We start from the raw sequence: 19,354 nt of genomic DNA on the forward strand, positions 1-19,354 counted from the left end.
GCTCAAATCCCCCCTAATATTGAGAGAAGTTTAAGGAAATAACATGTCTGAGATGCGCACCCTTGGTGAGTTCATTGTTGAGAAACAGAGTGACTTCCCCCATGCAAGCGGTGATCTATCATCCCTTTTGTCGTCTATTCGACTTGCTGCAAAAATTGTTAACCGTGAGATCAACAAGGCTGGTCTAGTCGACATCACTGGCGCTGTTGGTACAGACAACGTTCAAGGTGAAGAACAGCAAAAGCTAGACCTTTACGCGAACGACAAGTTTAAAGCGGCTCTAGAAGCTCGTGATCAAGTTTGTGGTGTTGCAAGTGAAGAAGAAGACGAAGCTGTCGCCTTCAATAAAGAGCTCAACAAAAACGCAAAATACGTCGTTCTGATGGACCCACTTGATGGTTCTTCAAACATCGATGTCAATGTATCTGTTGGTACAATCTTCTCTATCTATCGTCGAGTATCGCCTGTTGGTACCCCACCAACACAAGAAGACTTCCTACAGCCAGGACACAAGCAAGTAGCCGCGGGGTACGTAATTTACGGCTCTTCAACTATGCTTGTTTACACAACTGGTGCAGGTGTAAATGGCTTCACCTACGACCCATCTCTGGGCACCTTCTGTCTGTCTCATGAAAACATGATGATCCCTGATGAAGGTAAGATTTATTCCATCAACGAAGGTAACTACATTCGCTTCCCTACGGGTGTTAAGAAGTACATCAAGTACTGCCAAGAAAATGAGCCAAGCGACAATCGCCCTTACACATCACGTTACATCGGTTCTCTAGTATCAGATTTCCACCGTAATCTTCTGAAAGGCGGTATCTACTTATACCCAAGTACACAAAGCCACCCTCAAGGTAAACTGCGTCTGCTGTACGAGTGCAACCCAATAGCCTTCATCATGGAGCAAGCTGGCGGTATTGCCTCCGATGGCGCCCAACGCATCATGGATATAAAACCAACAGAACTGCACCAACGTGTGCCTTTCTTTGTCGGTTCTAAGAACATGGTGAACAAGGTAGAAGAGTTCCTTGAACTTAACCGAGACTAATCATCTCGCTTATTTCTCAAATTAACGCCATTAAAAAAGCCAGCATTTACATGCTGGCTTTTTGTTCTACAACTCAGAATACATAGATGTTACGGATAGATAACTATTACGAATTGTCCCGCTTACACCAGTCACCCGAAAGTATTTCTTTATTAGCCGTTAGATCAAGCTGATACAAATATACCCATGCTAGTCCAAATATAGTCTCTATTTGTTCGCGACGATACTCAACAGGAACATCTTCTAGCCGATCGAGCGAAGCCAAAACTTCATCGTTAATGATATAGACCTCGCCAACGACATTTTTCTTTCCAGAAATCATCGCCGGATAGGCACCTAAATCAAAAAGAGCGTATTCCTCAGGGGTGTCAAACCTTCCTAAGCACTTACACTGCTGCAAATAGTGGTGGTTGGACTGACCTTGCCTCAAGGTTCCATAAACAAAAACAAGTTGCTGCATAACCCCTCCTCAGCATTCGTCATCCGCAAATCAATCACGACTCAAGTGTTACTCGAATTCAAATTGATAGAGAAGATCCACGGCACTGTCTAGCCCCGATACGGCTTCAACATAGAGATCCTGCATCAATCGATAACGAACAGTAAACTCACCTAACGAGTTAAAGATACCTACGCCATACTTCACCTGTAAACCAGGGAGAATGTAGCCGCTGACCGTAACCTGGGAGTCATCTCCAGAGCCTGCAGTATCCAATTGCAAGTCCTGTACGCCAAAAGCCTCACCAATTTCGCCGACAACCTTGCCGCTCTTCGCCAAGCTTAAGCCAATTAAGGCCGTTGTCATTGAACCATTCGACTCACCATCAATATCTTGACCACGCAAAATATAAGACAACGCGTTGGCTTGCGGCATCGCAGGATCAGAATAAATTTCGATGGTCGGCTCTGTCGCCGGGCCTGTCACTCGAATACCAGCTGTCACATCATCCTGAGTATTATCAGGGTTACGTATCGCATTGATCGCTACATATGGCTGATCCGGAGGCCCATTCATTAGAATCTTACCTTCTTTGATCAAGAGATCTTGTCCAAAGGATTGGTAAGTACCATCGACGATGTTTACCTCACCTGTGATAAAAGGACCTTGGTCTTTTTGAGCCACGTTGAGCTTGCCGACCAAATCACCTTCAAGACCAAAAGCAGACAGTTTAAAGTCATCGCCAATGGAGATATTAATATTGGTCATCACATTGAATGGAATCGTGTCTTCGCTCTCTGGCTCAAGATCTTTATTCAAGATCACTTGATCAGAAGAGACACCGACCGCTGACGGTGGTAAGTCTTCGACAACGATACGTCCCCACGGTAATGCGATATCACCCGTAATTTTTGCAAGCTCTGGCGTGACATCAATGGTCATGTCAGGCACGACCTTCACCTTAACCATAGGCGGAATATCAACCATCAACTCATCAGCAAAAACTCTAACGTTAGAGTGCCATGCTTTAAGATCCTGCCAATCCCCGGAGCCTTCGATATCAAGGTGACCATCGGGTGTTTCAACATTGGCCTCTAACTTCGCGCTGTAGCCGTCAAAATCGAGGTCAATACGACCATCTTTAATATCGACAGGTGTGACATCGCCTTTGACTTGAATACCATCAACAGAGAATTGACCAAAGACTTGAGGATGCATCAAAGAGCCTTTTACCTGTAGGTCACTCTCAAGAACGGCCTTCAACAGGCTGTATTCGCCGAGGATTGGCTGTAAGAAGTCCAGATGGAAGGTTGTCAGCTTAATTGCCGCATCGACCATTTTGTCTTCTGCGAGAATGTCTGGTAACGACACCGTGCCAGACAGGTCACCATTGTCGGAAACATCCAGTTTAAAGTCGGCGTTCAGTTGGTTGTCTTTCAACTGTGCATTCAATGCAACGCTTTCCCAACCGAGTGTGATTGGCTCACCAACTTGTTGAACAGCCTGACCTTTCGGCATATCGACGCTTACCGTCACCTCAGGTTCACCTTGTTCCGACCATTTGGCATGAGCGGTCGCATTGACTAAACCCTGTAATTGCGTTTCTTTAGGCATGAGGGCTTGGATCTGCTCAAAGTCGAATTGGTTAACGCCCAGTTTGGCCTCACCTGACTTTCCAGCGCGGATATCCTCATCCAGACACACGCTCGAACCCGATTGCTTCCAACAGTGCGCTTGAACGTCGGCATACTGCTTATCGACATCCGCCTTAATCGCAACGGGTTGGTCTAATACCCAAGGTCCCTGTTGAGTGGTAATTCTGACTCTGTCTAACGACCCATCCCAAATAAGAGAAGGCTTCTGAATCAATTCTCCAGAGATAGCCAAACTGGTCGACACGATGTCGGATATCACATCAAGTGTCACAGTGTGTTTCTTCTCGCCACCACTCACGGTTAGACCAATGCTTTCCACGCTTTGATCTTGATAGGTTAAGTTCTTAGCTTTTAATACAAGATCGGCTTGAGCTTCAGGCAATGGCAGAGGAACCACTGAGCCATTAAGCGATAAGGATTCTAGTGTTGCTTCGTTATTCCAATCGACCTTATCAACATTAAGCGCGAGATCGACCTTTGGCTCTTTCGTTGGGCCACTAAGCTGGATATTACCCATCACTTTACCCGTCAGCTCTGGAACACTCTTATCTAACTGTGGGAAATTAATCGCAACGCCCATAGCCCATTGCTTATCCAGTTGCCCTTGAGCCTTAATCGAATTAACACCGTGAGCCAAGCTCAAACCACTGGTTTTCAGTTTAGGTTCACCGCTCGCGCTGCGATCTGACGCTGACAACTGCCCTTTAATATCCAGAGGGTATTCACGTAGGATCCCCTCGATATCGAGCTTAGGCAGTTCAATCGCCCAACCACCCGCTTGTGTCAGTTCACCCGAAGTAACGATGCTTCCGCTAATGTTACCCTCGGCTTCTGGCCACTGCAGACCCGGTTGTATGTCTTTGAGCGTCACATCGGCTTGCCAATTAACGAGCTTCTTCCAGTTCGCTTTGACTACACCATTTAGTTCGCCACCCAAGGTATTCAGTTTCAAGCGTTCAAGTTCAATCTGTTCCGTGGTGCCTTTACCTTGCAGATCTATTGCTAATGCAGGTATCTCCTTACCATCGGCTTCCGCTTTAAGCTGCACATTAAAACCATCTAATGAACCATCGGCTTTGAATTTATCAATTGCAGCTTGGTAGTCACTTTTACCTGTCAAAGGCCATTGCGCTTTACCTCCCTCTAAAACAAGGTCAAATGGCAGAGTCGGTTCTAAGGGTTGAATATCACCAGACAGTTGAGCCTCAATCAATTCAGAAAGCTGAGAATCTAAGTGCAGCTTAGCCACGCTGCCTTGTGCTTTCAGAGACAGTTTCTGACCAGCAAGATCGGTTTCTTTCACCAACGCACCCAAAGAAAGCTCTAGCGGATAGCCGCCCTTGAGCTCAACCTTCGTCGTTAGGTTCGCGCTTGCTTGTGGCATATCGAGTTCGAGAGTAGAAACATCGACTGTATGTTTACCTGCTCGAGCTTCTAATCCAAGATGGTTTACCACAATCGATGTTTCTTGTTCTAAAGTGAAATTGTTGAGATCAAAACGCTCAAGTACAACCTGCAAAGGAATTAAGACTTCAGGCAACTCGATAGCTGTCTTAGCTGCAGTCTCTGGCTCGACGATTTCTGATTGTGGGTCTTCAGTAGACTCTGCAAGTTTAACCTTAAGATCATTGAATAAGGTTGGAGATACTGTCAGCTTTTCCCCCTGCATACTCAGGGCAGTAGAGAACAAACCCCATTCAATTTCATGACCTAAGATATTCAGTTTGATATCAGATAAAGCGATTCGATTAATGACGATTGGTAGTGGTGTTTTTACCGATGTTACGGGCGGAGTAGGTTCTGCCTCTTCTGTAGAAGCTGGTGGCAATTCAGTAAGTGCAAAGTCCAGCCCTTGAATCGCTATGCGGTCAACACACACTTTAGGGTCGAGCAGACAGCGCGGATTGATAGCCAATGCCAAATTTTCAACCTTGGTATCGATATGTAGGCTATCATCTTTGAACTCGACATTGTTAAGCGTAAAGCTTGGGAAAAGAGCGCCTTTAGTACTTTCCACCTTCAGTTGTGGCAATGCTTTTTCAGCGCCCCACAACACAGTATTCAACCCCGAATTGGTGAACAAAACAAAACCTAGTAGGGCGATTAACAATAGCAAAATCGACGTCAATGAAATCGACGCCCACTTTATACACTTACCCACCACTTTGATCATAATTCTGGCCCTAAACTAAAGTGCAGTTGGAACTCATCACCTTTTTTCGCATCTAGACCCCAAGCAAAATCTAAACTCACAGGACCGACGGGGGACGCCCAACGAATCCCTACACCAGTACCATGCTTCCACTCTGGCGTATCATTGAATGCATCACCAATATCGTAGAAGGCCGCTCCCCACCAATTCCCAACTAAGCGATATTGGTATTCAAACGAACTGGTTGCAATGAATTTCGCCCCCGTTAGTGCGCCACTTTCATCTCGAGGAGAGATAGACTCATAGCCATAACCACGGATGCTATTATCACCACCCGCAAAAAATCTTAAAGAAGGAGATAACTTATCAAATTCGTCCGCAAAGTTTCCGCCGAATTGAAGGCGGGTTAAACCTCGGTGGTTATTACCAATGCTTCGAATCCATGCGGTTTGCCCTTGAAAACGTACGACTTGGGTTTCAGATAACAAGGTATCATCAGCCGCTTCAACCATGATGGTTTGTTTATCGCCCCACATCGGCATTGAACCGCCTCGGGTTCGAGTGCGTGAGAAAGAGACACCTGGCAACACAAACTGCGCCAAATCGTCTTGTAAACCTTGTTTATAGTTTTCGACTAGGTATCGAATGAATACCGTGCGTTGCCAACCATTATCTAGACGCCAGTACCTTTCTAAGGCTAAGTTTGACTCCAAACTCTTGGTATCACGGTTATCCAGATTCTTCATTCCATACTTAATTTGATAGTAGTCATTAAGCACGTCATCCAATGGGATTTTATAAGCCGCCGTAATCGTCTGCTCAGGCTTGGAGATCGATAAACTACTATTAAAACTATGACCTTTCTCATTAACCCAAGGTTTCTTCCATTTAAGGGTACCTTTTACACCCAAGTCTGTTGATACACCGATACCCGTTTCAATTTGGTTCCGCGCTTGCGGAGCAAGGCTTACCTTCATCGGAATTTCTCGACCTTCACCCAATTGACTTAAATCAGGCTCAACAAAGACTGAAGAGAACCAATCCGTATTGGAAAGGTTTTGGTTGTATTCACCAACTTTGGTTATCGAGTAAGGTTCGCCATCTTCAAATGGTTTAAGTGACTGCACCTTCTCTTCTTCTATTTGGCTACCAGTAACCTGAGTAGAGCCAAAGTGATAACGAATACCACTGTTATAATGAAGGCGGACATAAGCGCGGTTTAATTCAGGAGCGACTTCTAGTTTGCTAAGATCATACGCCCCATCGAAGTAACCTTTCGCTAATCCAAGATTGCGGATCGATGATTTTAAAGAGTCATAATTACCATGATTCAAAATCGAACCTTTAGACAACTTGCTCTTAGCTATTAAGGCCAAAAAATCAGGATCATCTTTGGCTTCACCAGTCAGAACAATATCTGAAGCATAAATAACAACCGGCTCTCCCGGCTCAACCGTAACAGTCAATTCGGTATCATCTTCAGAATGAGTAAATGTGATGTTAGATTGGTAGTAGCCTAATGCATTCAACGCTTCTTTGATCATCGACTCCAAGCGAGATTGGAACCTCAATGAAACCGAATACTCTTCTTCAGGAATTGCACTCAGATAAGCATCCACATTATCTGCAAGCGCGCCGTCCAACCCTTTAGTTTCAAGGGAAACGTCAGCAAAAGCGAGCATCGATGACAGTAGAGTGCCAATCAGAACTGGTAAAGTTTTTCTTATCATGTTTAATTGGTGAAGAAGTTATCAATACGTTAATAAGTGAAAAGAAATCATACCGCTAAAACGACATTGAGTCTGCAATAAATCCGGCAATAACACGGTCTAATGTAAAGACTTAATCAATATTAACCGGCCGTTAAGATGAGCCTCCAGTTAATATAAACCTAGATCTAATGTTAACTAACGCGGTAAACGTATGCGAAAAGGAATATAACATGCTAAACAAACAACAACTGGTTTCCGCAGCAACCGCATTACCGGGAAATGCTGACCCAATCCGAATCACTGAGCGCCATTTCGTCAATCAAACTGACTTGCTCAATACTCCTACGGGTTCTCAACAAGAAGTCCTACTTGGTATGGGATGCTTCTGGGGAGCTGAGCGTTTGTTCTGGCAGTTGAACGGCGTTATTTCAACATCTGTTGGCTACGCTGGTGGATACACGATTAACCCCACTTATGAGCAGGTATGTAGCGGACAAACTGGCCATACCGAAGTCGTTCGTGTCATTTTTGATAGCGAACAAACATCTCTCGCTCAAGTACTTGAAACCTTTTGGGAGCGTCATGACCCAACTCAAGGGATGCGCCAAGGCAACGATTTAGGGACTCAATACCGTTCTGCGATATACACTTTCAGCGAAGAACAACAGACTACCGCTGAGCACTCTAAACGTGAATACCAACGAGCAATGACTGAATCATTAGGCAACGAAATCACAACGGAAGTTCTGCCAGCTGGAAAATATTTTTTCGCAGAAACCTACCACCAGCAATACCTAGCTAAAAATCCGAATGGTTATTGTGGATTGGGTGGAACAGGTGTGTGCTTCCCTCCGCAATAATGTGTTATACCAATCACAGTAAGTGATCATAAATAGCGCAGGAAAAATGCTTGAGAACAAGGCAGAAGTTTTCGATAAGTAGTTATTCTACAATCAAAATTTCTAACGATGTTATCGAGTGTTTTAACCAGCTAGGATGAACAGTTATTTACTACGATTGGTATTAGGCATACAAACGAGAACAACATCCATTAAAAAAGGGCTTCCGCTAGGAAGCCCTTTTTCATTGGAAATCTATTTGACGCAATGCAAATCTATAACAGTCAGTTACACCGGCAGCGCAGCAATCGTGCCGTTAACTTCTTTAAAAATAGTGAGCTTTTGTTTGTCTGAAACTTCAGGAAGAAGCACCTTGCCTTGGTCGAAGCGAAACTCTCCGATACCCTCTATAGCAAACTTGCCTTTGAACAGGACTTTAACGAAACGCGCCACCTGATGTGGACGGTAAGTAGAAAATTTTCTTAACATAATACAACCTCAATTCCATTTGAGTACTACAGCCACGTACCTGAACACCAACGTATTCAAAGCACATTCAATCGCTAATTCCTTTAGCAAACAGCAAGATAAACTATTGTTCATCTCGATATTGATGCATTATACCTTTTGGTAACAAGCCTGCAACTTATTTCTACACCGTACGATAAAAAAGTTAAAGAGGCATTTTTCAAATTTCATATTATACTTCCAGAGCAAACCAATAAGCGGAACAAAAATATAATGAAAAACAAAACTCTACTGGCTTTTTTAGCCGCAGCCTCTCCACTTTTCGCCAATGCTCATAATCTATCAGTCGGTGCAACTCTGCCTGCTGTCGATGTTAGCAACTATGGTGAAATCGTACTAAACGACGGAAATACTGGATATCAAGCTTGGGCAACCAATGATCTTCTAGGTAAAGTTCGCGTCGTTCAAGCTATTGCTGGCCGTAGCAGCTCGAAAGAGCTCAACGCACAACTGATGGCAGCAATTACAGCATCGAAATTCGCAGAAGACAGCTACCAAACCACTACCATCATCAACCAAGATGATGCGATTTGGGGAACTGGGTCTTTTGTTAAATCGTCAGCAGAAAGTAGCAAAGAAGAATTTCCATGGTCTTCTATGGTGCTAGATGAAGACGGAACCGTAGCGTCATCATGGGCTTTAAAAGAAGAGAGCTCAGCGATTATCGTTCAAGACAAGCAAGGTAAAATATTGTTTGTTAAAGAAGGGGCATTAAACGACTCAGAAGTCACTCAAGTTATTGAGTTGATTAAAGCGAGCCTTTAATAAGATATTCGCGTCTTTTTCGAGACCTGACCAAAGGATATTGTTATATTATAACAGTATCCTTTTTTAATTCTGTGGTTAATCATCCTGATGTGGAAAAACACACCTAATAATGTGAAACGTAAAACAGGCTTCTTGCTTGGGCTGATGCTCATGTTGAGCGTGTTAGCAGCGACACATATTGTAGATATCGACCCACATCATCACTCTTCACATCACTGTGAGCTGTTTTCGATAAATCAGTTCATAACGGCGCATTCACTTCCACAGATCCCAGAGTTCCATTCGGAATTTACTGTCGCTATCACAGAGTCAGTCATTTCGTTACAGCGCCTGTATTTCGCTTATTTAGCACGTTCACCTCCTGTAAAGATTTCTTAATTACCACTACTTTTTAATTAACCTTTATTCAGGAAAAAAACATGAAACCTACTATTCTAGCCGTTGTTATCGGTATGACTGTCTCTACTAATGTTCTAGCTAACGAAGAATTCCGCTCTCACGAAGCACACGTGCACGGTAAAGTTGAGGTGAACATCGCTCAAGATGGGCAAGAACTACTTGTTGAAGTAACAGCTCCCGGCGCTGATGTGGTTGGCTTTGAACATGCTCCAGAAACTGCTGAGCAAAAGAAAGTATTTGAACAAGCGATTGCGCAATTAAACAAGCCAGATGAGCTATTTGGTTTCAAAAATGCAAGCTGTACTCTGAAGTTCAAGTCGGTGACGAACACCTTGGAAGGCGATCATGATGACCATGATGACCATGAAGGCCATGACCACGCAGAGCACGATCATGACGACCACAAAGGCCATGACCACGCTGAACACGATCATGACGACCACAAAGGCCATGACCACGCTGAACACGATCATGACGACCACAAAGGCCATGATCACGCAGAACACGACCATGATGACCACAAAGGCCATGACCATGCAGAACACGATCATGATGACCATGAAGGCCACGACCATTCAGAAGGTGGGCACGGCGAATTCACTGTCGAGTACCATTACCAATGTTCAGATATTGCGAAGCTAGATACCGTGAGCACTCAATGGTTCTCTAAGTTCAGCAACACAAAATCAATGACGGTAAACCTTCTAACTGACAGCGCTCAAATTCAAGAAGTGCTTAACGCAGATCGTATTAGTTTTCGATTCTAATCCGTATTAGATTGAATTAAACGTAGATACGCAGCCAAGTAAGTAGTCACTTACTTGGTTGTGCAAATCGGTGTGTTCTGGGAATTTATTTTTCTAATAGCTGTCCAGTAAATACACCGCTTTAATCATTGGAGCTAATATGTCTTTTGACAGTTCATCACTTGTGGTCAAACTCGAAAATATCAGCTTTCGTTGGAAGCCTGAATTACCCCCAACGCTAGAGATCCCCTCACTGCATATCCAAGCCCAAGAGCACCTTTTCATCAAAGGGCCTAGTGGTTGCGGGAAATCAACATTGTTAGGGTTACTGACCGGAATCAACCAAGCTGAACAAGGCGAAGTATCTATCCTTGGCCAAGACCTCACACAGCTAACACCTCGTCAGAGGGACAAGTTCAGAGCCGATCATATTGGCTATATATTCCAACAATTTAATCTGCTTCCTTACTTGTCAGTGATCGACAACGTGACGCTTCCTTGTCAGTTTTCTAAGATTCGTAAGCAGCAAGTCACTGAAAGTCAGAACAGCCTGCAAGCAACCGCTCAAGAGTTGTTGCTCAGATTAAAGCTACCTCAAGCTCTAATGGACAAGCCTGTTACCGAGTTGAGCATTGGTCAACAACAACGTGTTGCTGCCGCTCGCGCTTTGATCGGCCAACCGAAAATCATTATTGCCGACGAGCCAACCTCGGCTTTGGATCATGACAACCGAGAAGCCTTCATCGAATTGTTACTAGAGCAAGCAAATCAAGCCGGGTCTACTCTGATATTTGTCAGTCACGATCCAACATTAGAAAAGCTGTTCACCCGAACCATAGATTTAAAAACCGTTAACCAAGCTAAGGTTGTCGTATGAAAGTAATTACTCACTTAGCCCTAAAAAGCGTACTCAACCGTAAAGCCACCGCTATTCTGACGATTCTCACCGTGGCAGTGTCAGTGATTCTATTACTCGGTGTTGAACGTGTAAGAACCGAAGCAAAGAGCAGTTTTGCTAATACGATTTCAGGTACCGACCTTATTGTTGGTGGCCGCTCTGGTCAGGTAAACCTACTGCTTTATTCGGTATTTAGGATTGGTAATGCAACCAACAACATCGACTGGAAAAGCTATCAAGAATTTAGCCAGCACAATGCAGTAAAGTGGGCGATACCCATCTCATTGGGAGATTCACATAAAGGCTTTCGTGTAATGGGCACTAACCATAGTTACTTTGATAATTATCGCTATGGAAGTAAGCAACCACTTACTTTTCAACAAGGCAAAGAGTTCAATCAGCTATTTGATGTCGTGATTGGTGCCGATGTCGCGAAGAAGTTAGATTACAAGATTGGTGATCACATCATTCTGGCGCACGGTATCAGTGATGTCGCCTTCAGTCGCCACGACAACCTGCCCTTCACCATTGTCGGAATACTCGCGCCAACCGGCACACCAGTAGATAAAACGGTGCATGTTTCGTTAGAGGCCATTGAAGCGATTCACGTTGGTTGGGAATCGGGGGCTAACCTAGGCCACACACCGAATGCTGAAGCGCTAAAGCAACGTGACTTCCAACCAAAGCAGATTACCGCGATGATGGTTGGCCTTAAATCGAAGATCCAAACCTTTGCACTGCAACGAGAAATCAATAACTACCGCCAAGAACCGTTGAGCGCCATTATGCCAGGTATTGCGCTTCACGAATTGTGGGGAATGATGGCCGTAGCAGAGCAAGCACTACTGATTGTTTCAGGGTTTGTGGTAATCGCGGGACTGTTAGGGATGCTGAGTAGTCTACTCACTAGCTTGCAAGAAAGACGTCGAGAGATGGCCATTCTGCGCGCGATGGGAGCAAGGCCTCGTCATGTGTTCGGTTTACTGATCAGTGAAGCAAGTGCCCTAACCTTCCTCGGTATCACATTGGGTGTTGCCGTGTTGTTTGCGCTAATCGCAGTAGTTGCTCCTATTGTGCAACAAAGTTATGGTATCAACATATCGATATCCGCAATCACACCTCATGAGTGGAAACTGCTTATGTTGGTGCAAGTTGCCGGAATCATTATTGGCTTTATTCCCGCTTTCAGAGCTTACCGTCAGTCATTGTCTGATGGCATGACTATTCGAATCTAAAATAGGAACCTACGATGCAACGCAAATTCCTACTGATACTTGGGTTACTTATGTTCCCATTTATCAGCACAGCTCACGCTGAAACCACTCAGACTGACGAATCGGTATTAACACTCGATTGGATTGACTTGATTCCAGAGTCAGAGCGAGCACAACTCGACTCATTTGGCATGCCGATGGTTAACCACGACAGTATGGACAAACCTCAACAATCGACACTTGGCGCTGTTCGCCCAGAGCTGAATGGCAGCACAGTCAAGATTCCTGGCTTTGTGATTCCATTGGAAGGCGATGAGAACATGATCACTGAGTTTCTGTTAGTGCCGTACTTTGGCGCATGTATCCACGTACCGCCACCGCCGCCGAACCAAATCATCTACGTGAAGTTCCCTAAAGGTGCACCAATACAGCAGCTATGGGATGTGATTTATTTAGTAGGTACACTAAAAACCGAGTCAATAAGCCACGACTTAGCTCAAACAGGTTATCTTATTGAAGGTACTGCGATTGAAGAATATGACGACATGTAGTCATTAGAAGGGTGGCTCAAGGATGAGCTGCCGTCACTGAACGAGTGAGATCATTCAATAACAGTTTAATAACGATAATTTTATTCTAAATTATGCGATGTAATTAGACAGGTACGCTAGAACAGCGACATAAGTAGCGAGTAATAACCCTATACTAAGCTGTTTCTTCAGCTTGTTATCATTGACTTGATTCATAACTCCTCCTTGAGAATTACAACAAATTTAACATTTTATTATCATTAGCAAAAGTAAAATTTTGTTGAAACCTTCAACTCTGCACGCAAAATCTAGCCACCAATAAGATAAAGGATTACATTTGAGACAGTTAAGTCGTTTCCTTAGGGTACTCTTATGTCAGAAACCAAACAGCCAGTGATCATTGAGCATGCTAGCGATACACAGCAAAAGCATGAGAAAAAGCCTCATATTGCCGACAGTGCAAGCAGAATGCGGCACATCGCACAAAGCTTCGGCCTAGATTCCTTAATTAGTCATAGTGCAAAGCCAAACGATAAAGCTGAGAGTACGCTTATCGAACGGGCACTATTACGAGAGAAAAAACGTAGAGAACTTCGCCAAAAGAACCTAGAACAGATTCTAAAGTTGGCACACTCTTCATGTAAGGATGAAGCGGCTGGAGATCCTGATCAGGACTGGCTATACCGTTTCTTCGATATGGCACAAGAGATCCACAATACATCGATGCAGAGGCTATGGGCTCAAGTACTGAAACGAGAAGTCACCAACCCAGGCTCGACTTCGATGAAAGCGCTGCAGATCTTAAAAGACATGACACCAAAAGAAGCGCTCACCCTGCAAAGAGCAGCGTCACTTGGTTGTAGCTTTGGTAGTGATAACAGCAGAAAACTGTTACTCGGCTTTAAATCCCATGCTGGAATCTTCAGCTTTGGTAAAAGGGACACCACCAACACCATCAATCTTGGTGGACACAACCTTCCCTACTCTAGCTTGCTCCACTTGATTGAACTCGGGATTATTCTGGGCACAGAACTAGAATCTGGAGAGATTGATTTCGATCCTGCTCTGCACTTAACTTATCAAGGTAAGGGCATGTCACTGGCACCATTATCAAAAGGGGTGAAGCTGATTTACTACCGATTCAGTCCAACAGGCAATGAGCTTTGCAACTTACTTGGCAACAAGCCTAACACGCAGTATTACGACCAGCTGATTGCGCTATTGAGCCAAAAATTTACGGTTCAAACAGAAGTTAAAAGCAGTGTGAACTACACCATCTAGACAATCGATACTGTAAAAAATAGACGGTGTACGCTGTGAAGAGTATTGATAAGAGTGAAGAGAATCTAGAGGATAAGGTTCTTGTCTCGGAAAACCAAGGCTGCACTATTTATCCGCAGTAAATTAAGCAGATAAACAGGAGAGTAGCCTTAGTCATACCATCGTTCTCAATTGGATAAAATATTACGCTTCTCTAAAGCCTCAATACACAATTCGACCAGTTCATCGAGTGTCTTTTCGCCCGCGGGTAGATCTATCTCAGGGCTCTGAGGCGCTTCGTACACAGAACTAATACCCGTGAAGTTCGGGATTTCTCCCGCTCGTGCTTTCTTATACAGGCCTTTCGGGTCACGCTGCTCACACACCTCAAGTGGTGTGTTCACAAACACCTCAAGAAACTCCCCTTCCGGTAATAAATCACGTACCAACTGTCTCTCCGCTTGATGTGGAGAGATAAACGCTGACAACACGATCAAACCCGCATCCGCCATCAATTTAGCGAGCTCACCAATACGACGAATATTCTCTCGACGGTCTTGCTCTGAGAAGCCAAGGTCGCTACATAACCCATGACGCACATTATCGCCATCCAATAAGTAAGTATGGTAACCAAGCTGTGCCAAGCGGTTTTCTAATGCTCCAGCAACTGTTGATTTCCCAGAACCAGATAATCCAGTGAACCAGAGCACAGCTGGTTTCTGTGATTTCAGATCCGCACGAAATGTTTTATCAATCGAATGTTGATGCCACACAACATTCTCATCTTTTGGTTTGAGTACTGCGGTCATAATTAGTCCTTTAAATAAACAGCATTAAAATGGGAAAAAGTAAGGAATCAGGGTCAGCACTAAGCCCGAATAGACAATCGAGATTGGGATGCCGATACGTAGATAATCCGTGAGATGGTAATTACCTACGCTATAAACAAGTAAATTAGTTTGGTAGCCGTATGGCGAAATAAAACTGGCACTGGCACCAAATAGAACCGCCATAATGAACGGCATAGGGTCAACGCCATAGCCGATAGCCATGCTATAGCCGATTGGGAAAGAGAGTGCTGCGGCCGCATTATTGGTAACCAGTTCTGTTAGAACCAAGGTCATAAAATAGGTCGCGACTAACGCACCAAACACGCCCCAGCCATTAAAGGCTTCCATAAACATCAGCCCCATACGCTCAGACAGCCCAGATGAAATCATCAGTTGAGCAATAGACAGAGCGGAGCCAACGATCACCACAATATCAACCGGAAAACGGCGACGGAGTTCACCCAGTTGCACCACACCAAAGGCCACCAGCAACAGTAAGAAACCAGCCAGCCCTTTGATAATCGGCACGACTTCAGCAAGGGCTAGACCAATCACACTGGCAAAACCGAGCAATACAAACGTCGATTTATCGGCATCAAGCTTGGCACTCGAGTCCAAGTCATTCATCAACACAAACTCTTTGTTGTGTTGCTGACGCTGTTCTTCAAAGCGTTTGCCTGGAACCAGAATCAAGGTATCACCAGCGGTTAGTGTGATATTCCCTAGCCCACCTTCAAGGCGCTCATGGCCACGACGAATAGCAACCACAACCGCATCGAAACGATCTCTAAACTGGCTAGTTTTCAGGGTTTTGTTACAGAAGCTTGCCGATGAACTCACCACAACCTCAACAAAGCTCTGGCCGTTAAGGTGGTGCTGGCCAAACAGAGTCAGTCCTTGGATTTCTTGTAATGTCGCCACACTCTCGACATCACCACAAAACAGCAACCGGTCACGGGCTTGAAGAATAAAATCAGGGTCAATCGAAGCCGTGGTCTTACCGTCGCGAATCACTTCGGCTAAGAACAGCTTTCTCAAAGCTCTGAGATTATTTTCGCTAACACTGCGGCCAACTAACGGTGAGCCAGGTTCAACTCGCGCCTCTAAAAAGTAAGGCAGATCGTCCTGCGATCCATCATCGTAGCTTGGTAAGAAGTAACTCAGAGGGATAAGGATCAAAACACCACCCACTAAGACAGCTAAACCGATCAAGGTTGGTGTGAAAAAGTTTAAGCTTGGCAGTCCAGCATCTTCAACAAAACTATTGATGATCAAATTGGTTGAAGTGCCGATCAATGTCAGGGTTCCGCCTAAAATGGCGGCGTATGACAAAGGGATAAGTAACTTAGATGGCGCGTGCTGTTGATTGCGTTTGATCGCTCCGATCAAAGAGACAACCACCGCTGTGTTATTAGTAAAAGAAGAAAGTAGCGCTGTGGAAATACCCAACTTCGCAACCACGGTACCTAGCCTACCTTCAGAGATATTACGGCTAACCCAACTGATTAAGCGAGTTTTCTCCAACGCACTTGATGCGAGGATCAGAAGAATTAAAGTCAGTAACGAGGAGTTAGTGAAGTTATTGGCTAGGCTCGACAAATCGATCATGCCAGCCATAAAAGCAATAAAAGCCGCGCCAGCAAAGATAAAGCTTGGCTTAATACGGGTAACGAGCAGGCAAGTAATGATGCCGAGCAAAATCGCTAATACAAATCCTTGTTGCCACATATACCCGTCCTTTATGGCGGAAACGATCGGTTTCCGCCTGATTCAATAAGCTGTTACTTAGTCGTTTATGACTTCAGTAGTTGGCTTAGATCTTTGGCATCCCAATGAGGGAAGTGCTTGCGTACCAATGCGTTGAACTCAAGTTCAAATGCAGAGAAGTTACCGACTTGCTGTTCAACAGAGTCCAAACGGTCTCGAATCAAACCAGCACCAACCGTCACATTAGTCAGGCGGTCGATAACAATGAAACCACCGGTGTCCGCACTCTCACGGTATTTATCCAGCGCGACGGTCTCGTTCAATGACCATTCACACAAACCAATACCATTCAGTGGCAACTCATCAACAGCGTGAGTCGACAGGTTGTTGATATCATATTGATGACGAACCGTTTCAACCTGACCGACGGTTTTCTTACCTGCGATCTTGATGTCGTAAGCTTTACCCGGTTGCAGTGGTTGCTCTGTCATCCACACGATGTCTGCCAATACATGGTTGGTTGATTCAATCTGTGCATTTTCTAGCACAATCAAATCACCACGGCTGATATCGATTTCATCTTCAAGAGTCAGTGTTACCGCCAAACCCGCTTGTGCTGATTCAAGTTCACCATCAAAGGTCACAATGCTTGCCACCTTAGAGGTTTTACCTGAAGGCAACGCCTTGATTTCATCACCGACGCTGACACGACCAGAAGCCACGGTGCCGGCAAAGCCACGGAAATCTAAGTTAGGACGATTGACATACTGCACAGGGAAACGGAATTCGCCCGCAGAACGTTTTTGGTCAATGTCTACGTTCTCTAACACTTCTAATAGCGATGGACCTTCGAACCATGCAAGCTCTTTGCTTGGCGCAGCAACGTTAATACCTTCAAGTGCCGAAACTGGCAGAATCTGAATATTAGTTTCGCCCTCTAGGTTTTCAGCAAACTCTAGGTACTGATCGCGAATCTCCTCAAAACGATCTTGCGAGTACTCGACGAGATCCATTTTGTTGACTGCGACGATGAAATGCTTCAAACCAAGCAGGTTAGAAATAAACGAGTGACGACGTGTTTGATCCAGTACACCCTTACGAGCATCAATCAAGATCACAGCCAGATCACACGTTGAAGCGCCTGTTGCCATGTTGCGCGTGTACTGCTCATGCCCAGGAGTATCAGCAATAATGAATTTACGTTTTTGCGTCGAGAAGTAGCGATAAGCCACATCGATCGTGATGCCTTGCTCACGTTCAGCTTGCAAGCCATCAACAAGCAGTGCCAAGTCAGGCTTCTCACCTGTGGTACCCACTCGTTGGCTATCCGAGTGAACCGCTGCTAGCTGATCTTCATAAATCTGTTTTGTATCATGGAGCAAGCGACCGATTAAGGTACTTTTACCGTCGTCTACCGAGCCACAAGTTAAAAATCTAAGCATAGATTTATGCTGATGCTGACTTAGATAACCTTCAATCCCTAGTTCAGCCAATTCGGCTTCTACTGCACTATTCATTTTTCTTTCCTTAGATTCTTAGAAATAACCTTGGCGCTTTTTCAGCTCCATAGAGCCCGACTGATCATGGTCAATCGCTCGACCTTGACGCTCACTGGACGTCGCCACCAGCATCTCTTCAATAATGCCTGTTAGCGTATTCGCCTCAGATTCAACGGCTCCGGTTAGTGGGTAACATCCCAAAGTACGGAAGCGAACGCTTTTCTCTTCAATCACTTCACCTTCTTGCAGTTCCATACGGTCATCATCAACCATGATCAGCATGCCATCACGCTCAACCACAGGACGTTTATCAGATAGGTAAAGCGGAACAATATCGATGCTCTCTAGGTAGATGTATTGCCAGATATCAAGCTCAGTCCAGTTAGATAGTGGGAAGACACGAATGCTTTCGCCCTTATTAACCTGACCGTTGTAGGTGTGCCAAAGCTCTGGACGCTGGTTTTTTGGATCCCATGTATGGTTCTTATCGCGGAAAGAATAAACACGCTCTTTTGCTCGAGATTTTTCTTCATCACGACGCGCACCACCAAAAGCGGCATCGAACCCGTACTTGTTTAACGCCTGCTTAAGGCCTTGAGTTTTCATGATGTCTGTATGCTTAGAAGAGCCATGTACGAATGGGCTACACCCCATCTCAATACCTTCTGGGTTCTTATGTACTAAAAGGTCGAAGCCGTACTTTTTAGCCGTACGATCACGAAACTCAATCATCTCGCGGAATTTCCAATCCGTATCTACATGCAATAGTGGGAATGGAATCTTGCCTGGATAAAACGCTTTGCGAGCTAAATGAAGCATCACAGAAGAATCTTTACCGATGGAATACATCATCACTGGGTTATCAAACTCAGCAGCAACTTCACGGATAATATGAATACTTTCCGCTTCAAGCTGTTTTAGGTGGGTTAAACGTTCTTGGTCCATTTCAGTGCTTCCTTTAAGGCTCGCAGTACGAGCAATTCATTACTTGGTCTTGCCAAGCAAGGGATTTAACTCATCCACTTGAGTGAATGGGAGTATTGGCACTAGAAGAAAACAGAAGCTTCGTTTTGAGCTATCCTTGCTATTCATCTGCCTGATACGTCCTTGATATAGGCATTATG

The 19,354-nt window shown here is 44.7% G+C and carries 17 protein-coding genes; 9 read left to right on the forward strand and 8 right to left on the reverse strand.

Features of this window, described 5'->3' with window-relative positions:
• The first annotated feature begins 43 nt into the window (after positions 1 to 43).
• The gene (fbp, locus tag ACED60_RS16405; protein ID WP_371728009.1) at positions 44 to 1,054 is read left to right on the forward strand and encodes a class 1 fructose-bisphosphatase; all 1,011 of its coding nucleotides are present in this window, start codon (positions 44 to 46) and stop codon (positions 1,052 to 1,054) included.
• Positions 1,055 to 1,160: 106 nt separating this feature from the next.
• Here the strand turns inward: fbp and ACED60_RS16410 are convergent, their stop codons facing one another.
• Genes ACED60_RS16410 through ACED60_RS16420 form a run of 3 tightly spaced genes read right to left on the reverse strand, consistent with a single transcriptional unit; the run spans position 1,161 to position 7,030 of the window.
• On the reverse strand, positions 1,161 to 1,514 hold the full coding sequence (locus tag ACED60_RS16410) for a gamma-glutamylcyclotransferase (protein WP_017103698.1): 354 nt from the start codon (positions 1,512 to 1,514) through the stop codon (positions 1,161 to 1,163).
• A gap of 48 nt (positions 1,515 to 1,562) precedes the next feature.
• Complete coding sequence (locus ACED60_RS16415; RefSeq protein WP_371728010.1) at positions 1,563 to 5,321, reverse strand: translocation/assembly module TamB domain-containing protein; 3,759 nt, start codon at positions 5,319 to 5,321, stop codon at positions 1,563 to 1,565.
• Positions 5,318 to 7,030: an autotransporter assembly complex family protein gene (locus ACED60_RS16420; RefSeq protein ID WP_371728011.1), complete on the reverse strand. Its 1,713-nt coding sequence runs from the start codon at positions 7,028 to 7,030 to the stop codon at positions 5,318 to 5,320. The genes ACED60_RS16415 and ACED60_RS16420 overlap by 4 nt, the downstream gene beginning before the upstream one ends.
• Before the next feature lie 212 nt (positions 7,031 to 7,242).
• On the opposite strand from ACED60_RS16420, the gene msrA reads away from it, so the two are divergent.
• The gene (gene msrA, locus ACED60_RS16425) at positions 7,243 to 7,872 is read left to right on the forward strand and encodes a peptide-methionine (S)-S-oxide reductase MsrA (RefSeq protein ID WP_371728012.1); all 630 of its coding nucleotides are present in this window, start codon (positions 7,243 to 7,245) and stop codon (positions 7,870 to 7,872) included.
• A gap of 267 nt (positions 7,873 to 8,139) precedes the next feature.
• Here the strand turns inward: msrA and ACED60_RS16430 are convergent, their stop codons facing one another.
• Positions 8,140 to 8,340 (reverse strand): DUF1107 family protein, encoded by a 201-nt coding sequence (locus ACED60_RS16430; protein WP_017103582.1) that lies wholly within the window; start codon positions 8,338 to 8,340, stop codon positions 8,140 to 8,142.
• A 252-nt stretch (positions 8,341 to 8,592) separates the two neighbouring features.
• Between ACED60_RS16430 and ACED60_RS16435 the strand changes: the two genes are divergently transcribed.
• The 7 genes from ACED60_RS16435 to ACED60_RS16465 all read left to right on the forward strand — a co-directional run bounded on the left by ACED60_RS16435 (position 8,593) and on the right by ACED60_RS16465 (position 14,215).
• A complete protein-coding gene (locus tag ACED60_RS16435) occupies positions 8,593 to 9,144 on the forward strand; it encodes a YtfJ family protein (RefSeq protein ID WP_009847759.1) in 552 nt (183 codons plus the stop codon).
• A gap of 90 nt (positions 9,145 to 9,234) precedes the next feature.
• Positions 9,235 to 9,525: a DUF2607 domain-containing protein gene (locus tag ACED60_RS16440; RefSeq protein WP_083784112.1), complete on the forward strand. Its 291-nt coding sequence runs from the start codon at positions 9,235 to 9,237 to the stop codon at positions 9,523 to 9,525.
• 41 nt (positions 9,526 to 9,566) lie between these two features.
• Positions 9,567 to 10,313, forward strand: a complete 747-nt coding sequence (locus ACED60_RS16445) for a DUF2796 domain-containing protein (RefSeq protein ID WP_371728013.1) — start codon at positions 9,567 to 9,569, stop codon at positions 10,311 to 10,313.
• A 139-nt stretch (positions 10,314 to 10,452) separates the two neighbouring features.
• Positions 10,453 to 11,169: an ABC transporter ATP-binding protein gene (locus ACED60_RS16450; protein ID WP_004735279.1), complete on the forward strand. Its 717-nt coding sequence runs from the start codon at positions 10,453 to 10,455 to the stop codon at positions 11,167 to 11,169.
• Positions 11,166 to 12,425: an ABC transporter permease gene (locus ACED60_RS16455; protein WP_017103586.1), complete on the forward strand. Its 1,260-nt coding sequence runs from the start codon at positions 11,166 to 11,168 to the stop codon at positions 12,423 to 12,425. The genes ACED60_RS16450 and ACED60_RS16455 overlap by 4 nt, the downstream gene beginning before the upstream one ends.
• 14 nt (positions 12,426 to 12,439) lie before the next feature.
• On the forward strand, positions 12,440 to 12,955 hold the full coding sequence (locus ACED60_RS16460) for a DUF3299 domain-containing protein (protein WP_004735277.1): 516 nt from the start codon (positions 12,440 to 12,442) through the stop codon (positions 12,953 to 12,955).
• A gap of 351 nt (positions 12,956 to 13,306) precedes the next feature.
• Positions 13,307 to 14,215 (forward strand): TIGR03899 family protein, encoded by a 909-nt coding sequence (locus tag ACED60_RS16465; RefSeq protein WP_371728014.1) that lies wholly within the window; start codon positions 13,307 to 13,309, stop codon positions 14,213 to 14,215.
• Between the two features lie 167 nt (positions 14,216 to 14,382).
• Here ACED60_RS16465 and cysC read toward each other — a convergent pair whose 3' ends face one another.
• The 4 genes from cysC to cysD form a co-directional block, all read right to left on the reverse strand.
• Positions 14,383 to 15,003, reverse strand: coding sequence for an adenylyl-sulfate kinase (cysC, locus tag ACED60_RS16470; protein ID WP_122047477.1), 621 nt, complete (start codon positions 15,001 to 15,003; stop codon positions 14,383 to 14,385).
• A 24-nt stretch (positions 15,004 to 15,027) separates the two neighbouring features.
• Complete coding sequence (locus ACED60_RS16475) at positions 15,028 to 16,752, reverse strand: SLC13 family permease (protein WP_009847766.1); 1,725 nt, start codon at positions 16,750 to 16,752, stop codon at positions 15,028 to 15,030.
• A gap of 65 nt (positions 16,753 to 16,817) precedes the next feature.
• The gene (gene cysN, locus ACED60_RS16480; RefSeq protein ID WP_004735272.1) at positions 16,818 to 18,248 is read right to left on the reverse strand and encodes a sulfate adenylyltransferase subunit CysN; all 1,431 of its coding nucleotides are present in this window, start codon (positions 18,246 to 18,248) and stop codon (positions 16,818 to 16,820) included.
• A gap of 18 nt (positions 18,249 to 18,266) precedes the next feature.
• Positions 18,267 to 19,211: a sulfate adenylyltransferase subunit CysD gene (gene cysD, locus ACED60_RS16485; protein WP_226974827.1), complete on the reverse strand. Its 945-nt coding sequence runs from the start codon at positions 19,209 to 19,211 to the stop codon at positions 18,267 to 18,269.
• Positions 19,212 to 19,354: the final 143 nt, after the last annotated feature.

Origin of the sequence: Vibrio sp. 1F279, assembly GCF_041439815.1 — a bacterium.
In the GTDB taxonomy this organism is placed as follows: Bacteria; Pseudomonadota; Gammaproteobacteria; order Enterobacterales; family Vibrionaceae; genus Vibrio; species Vibrio tasmaniensis_A.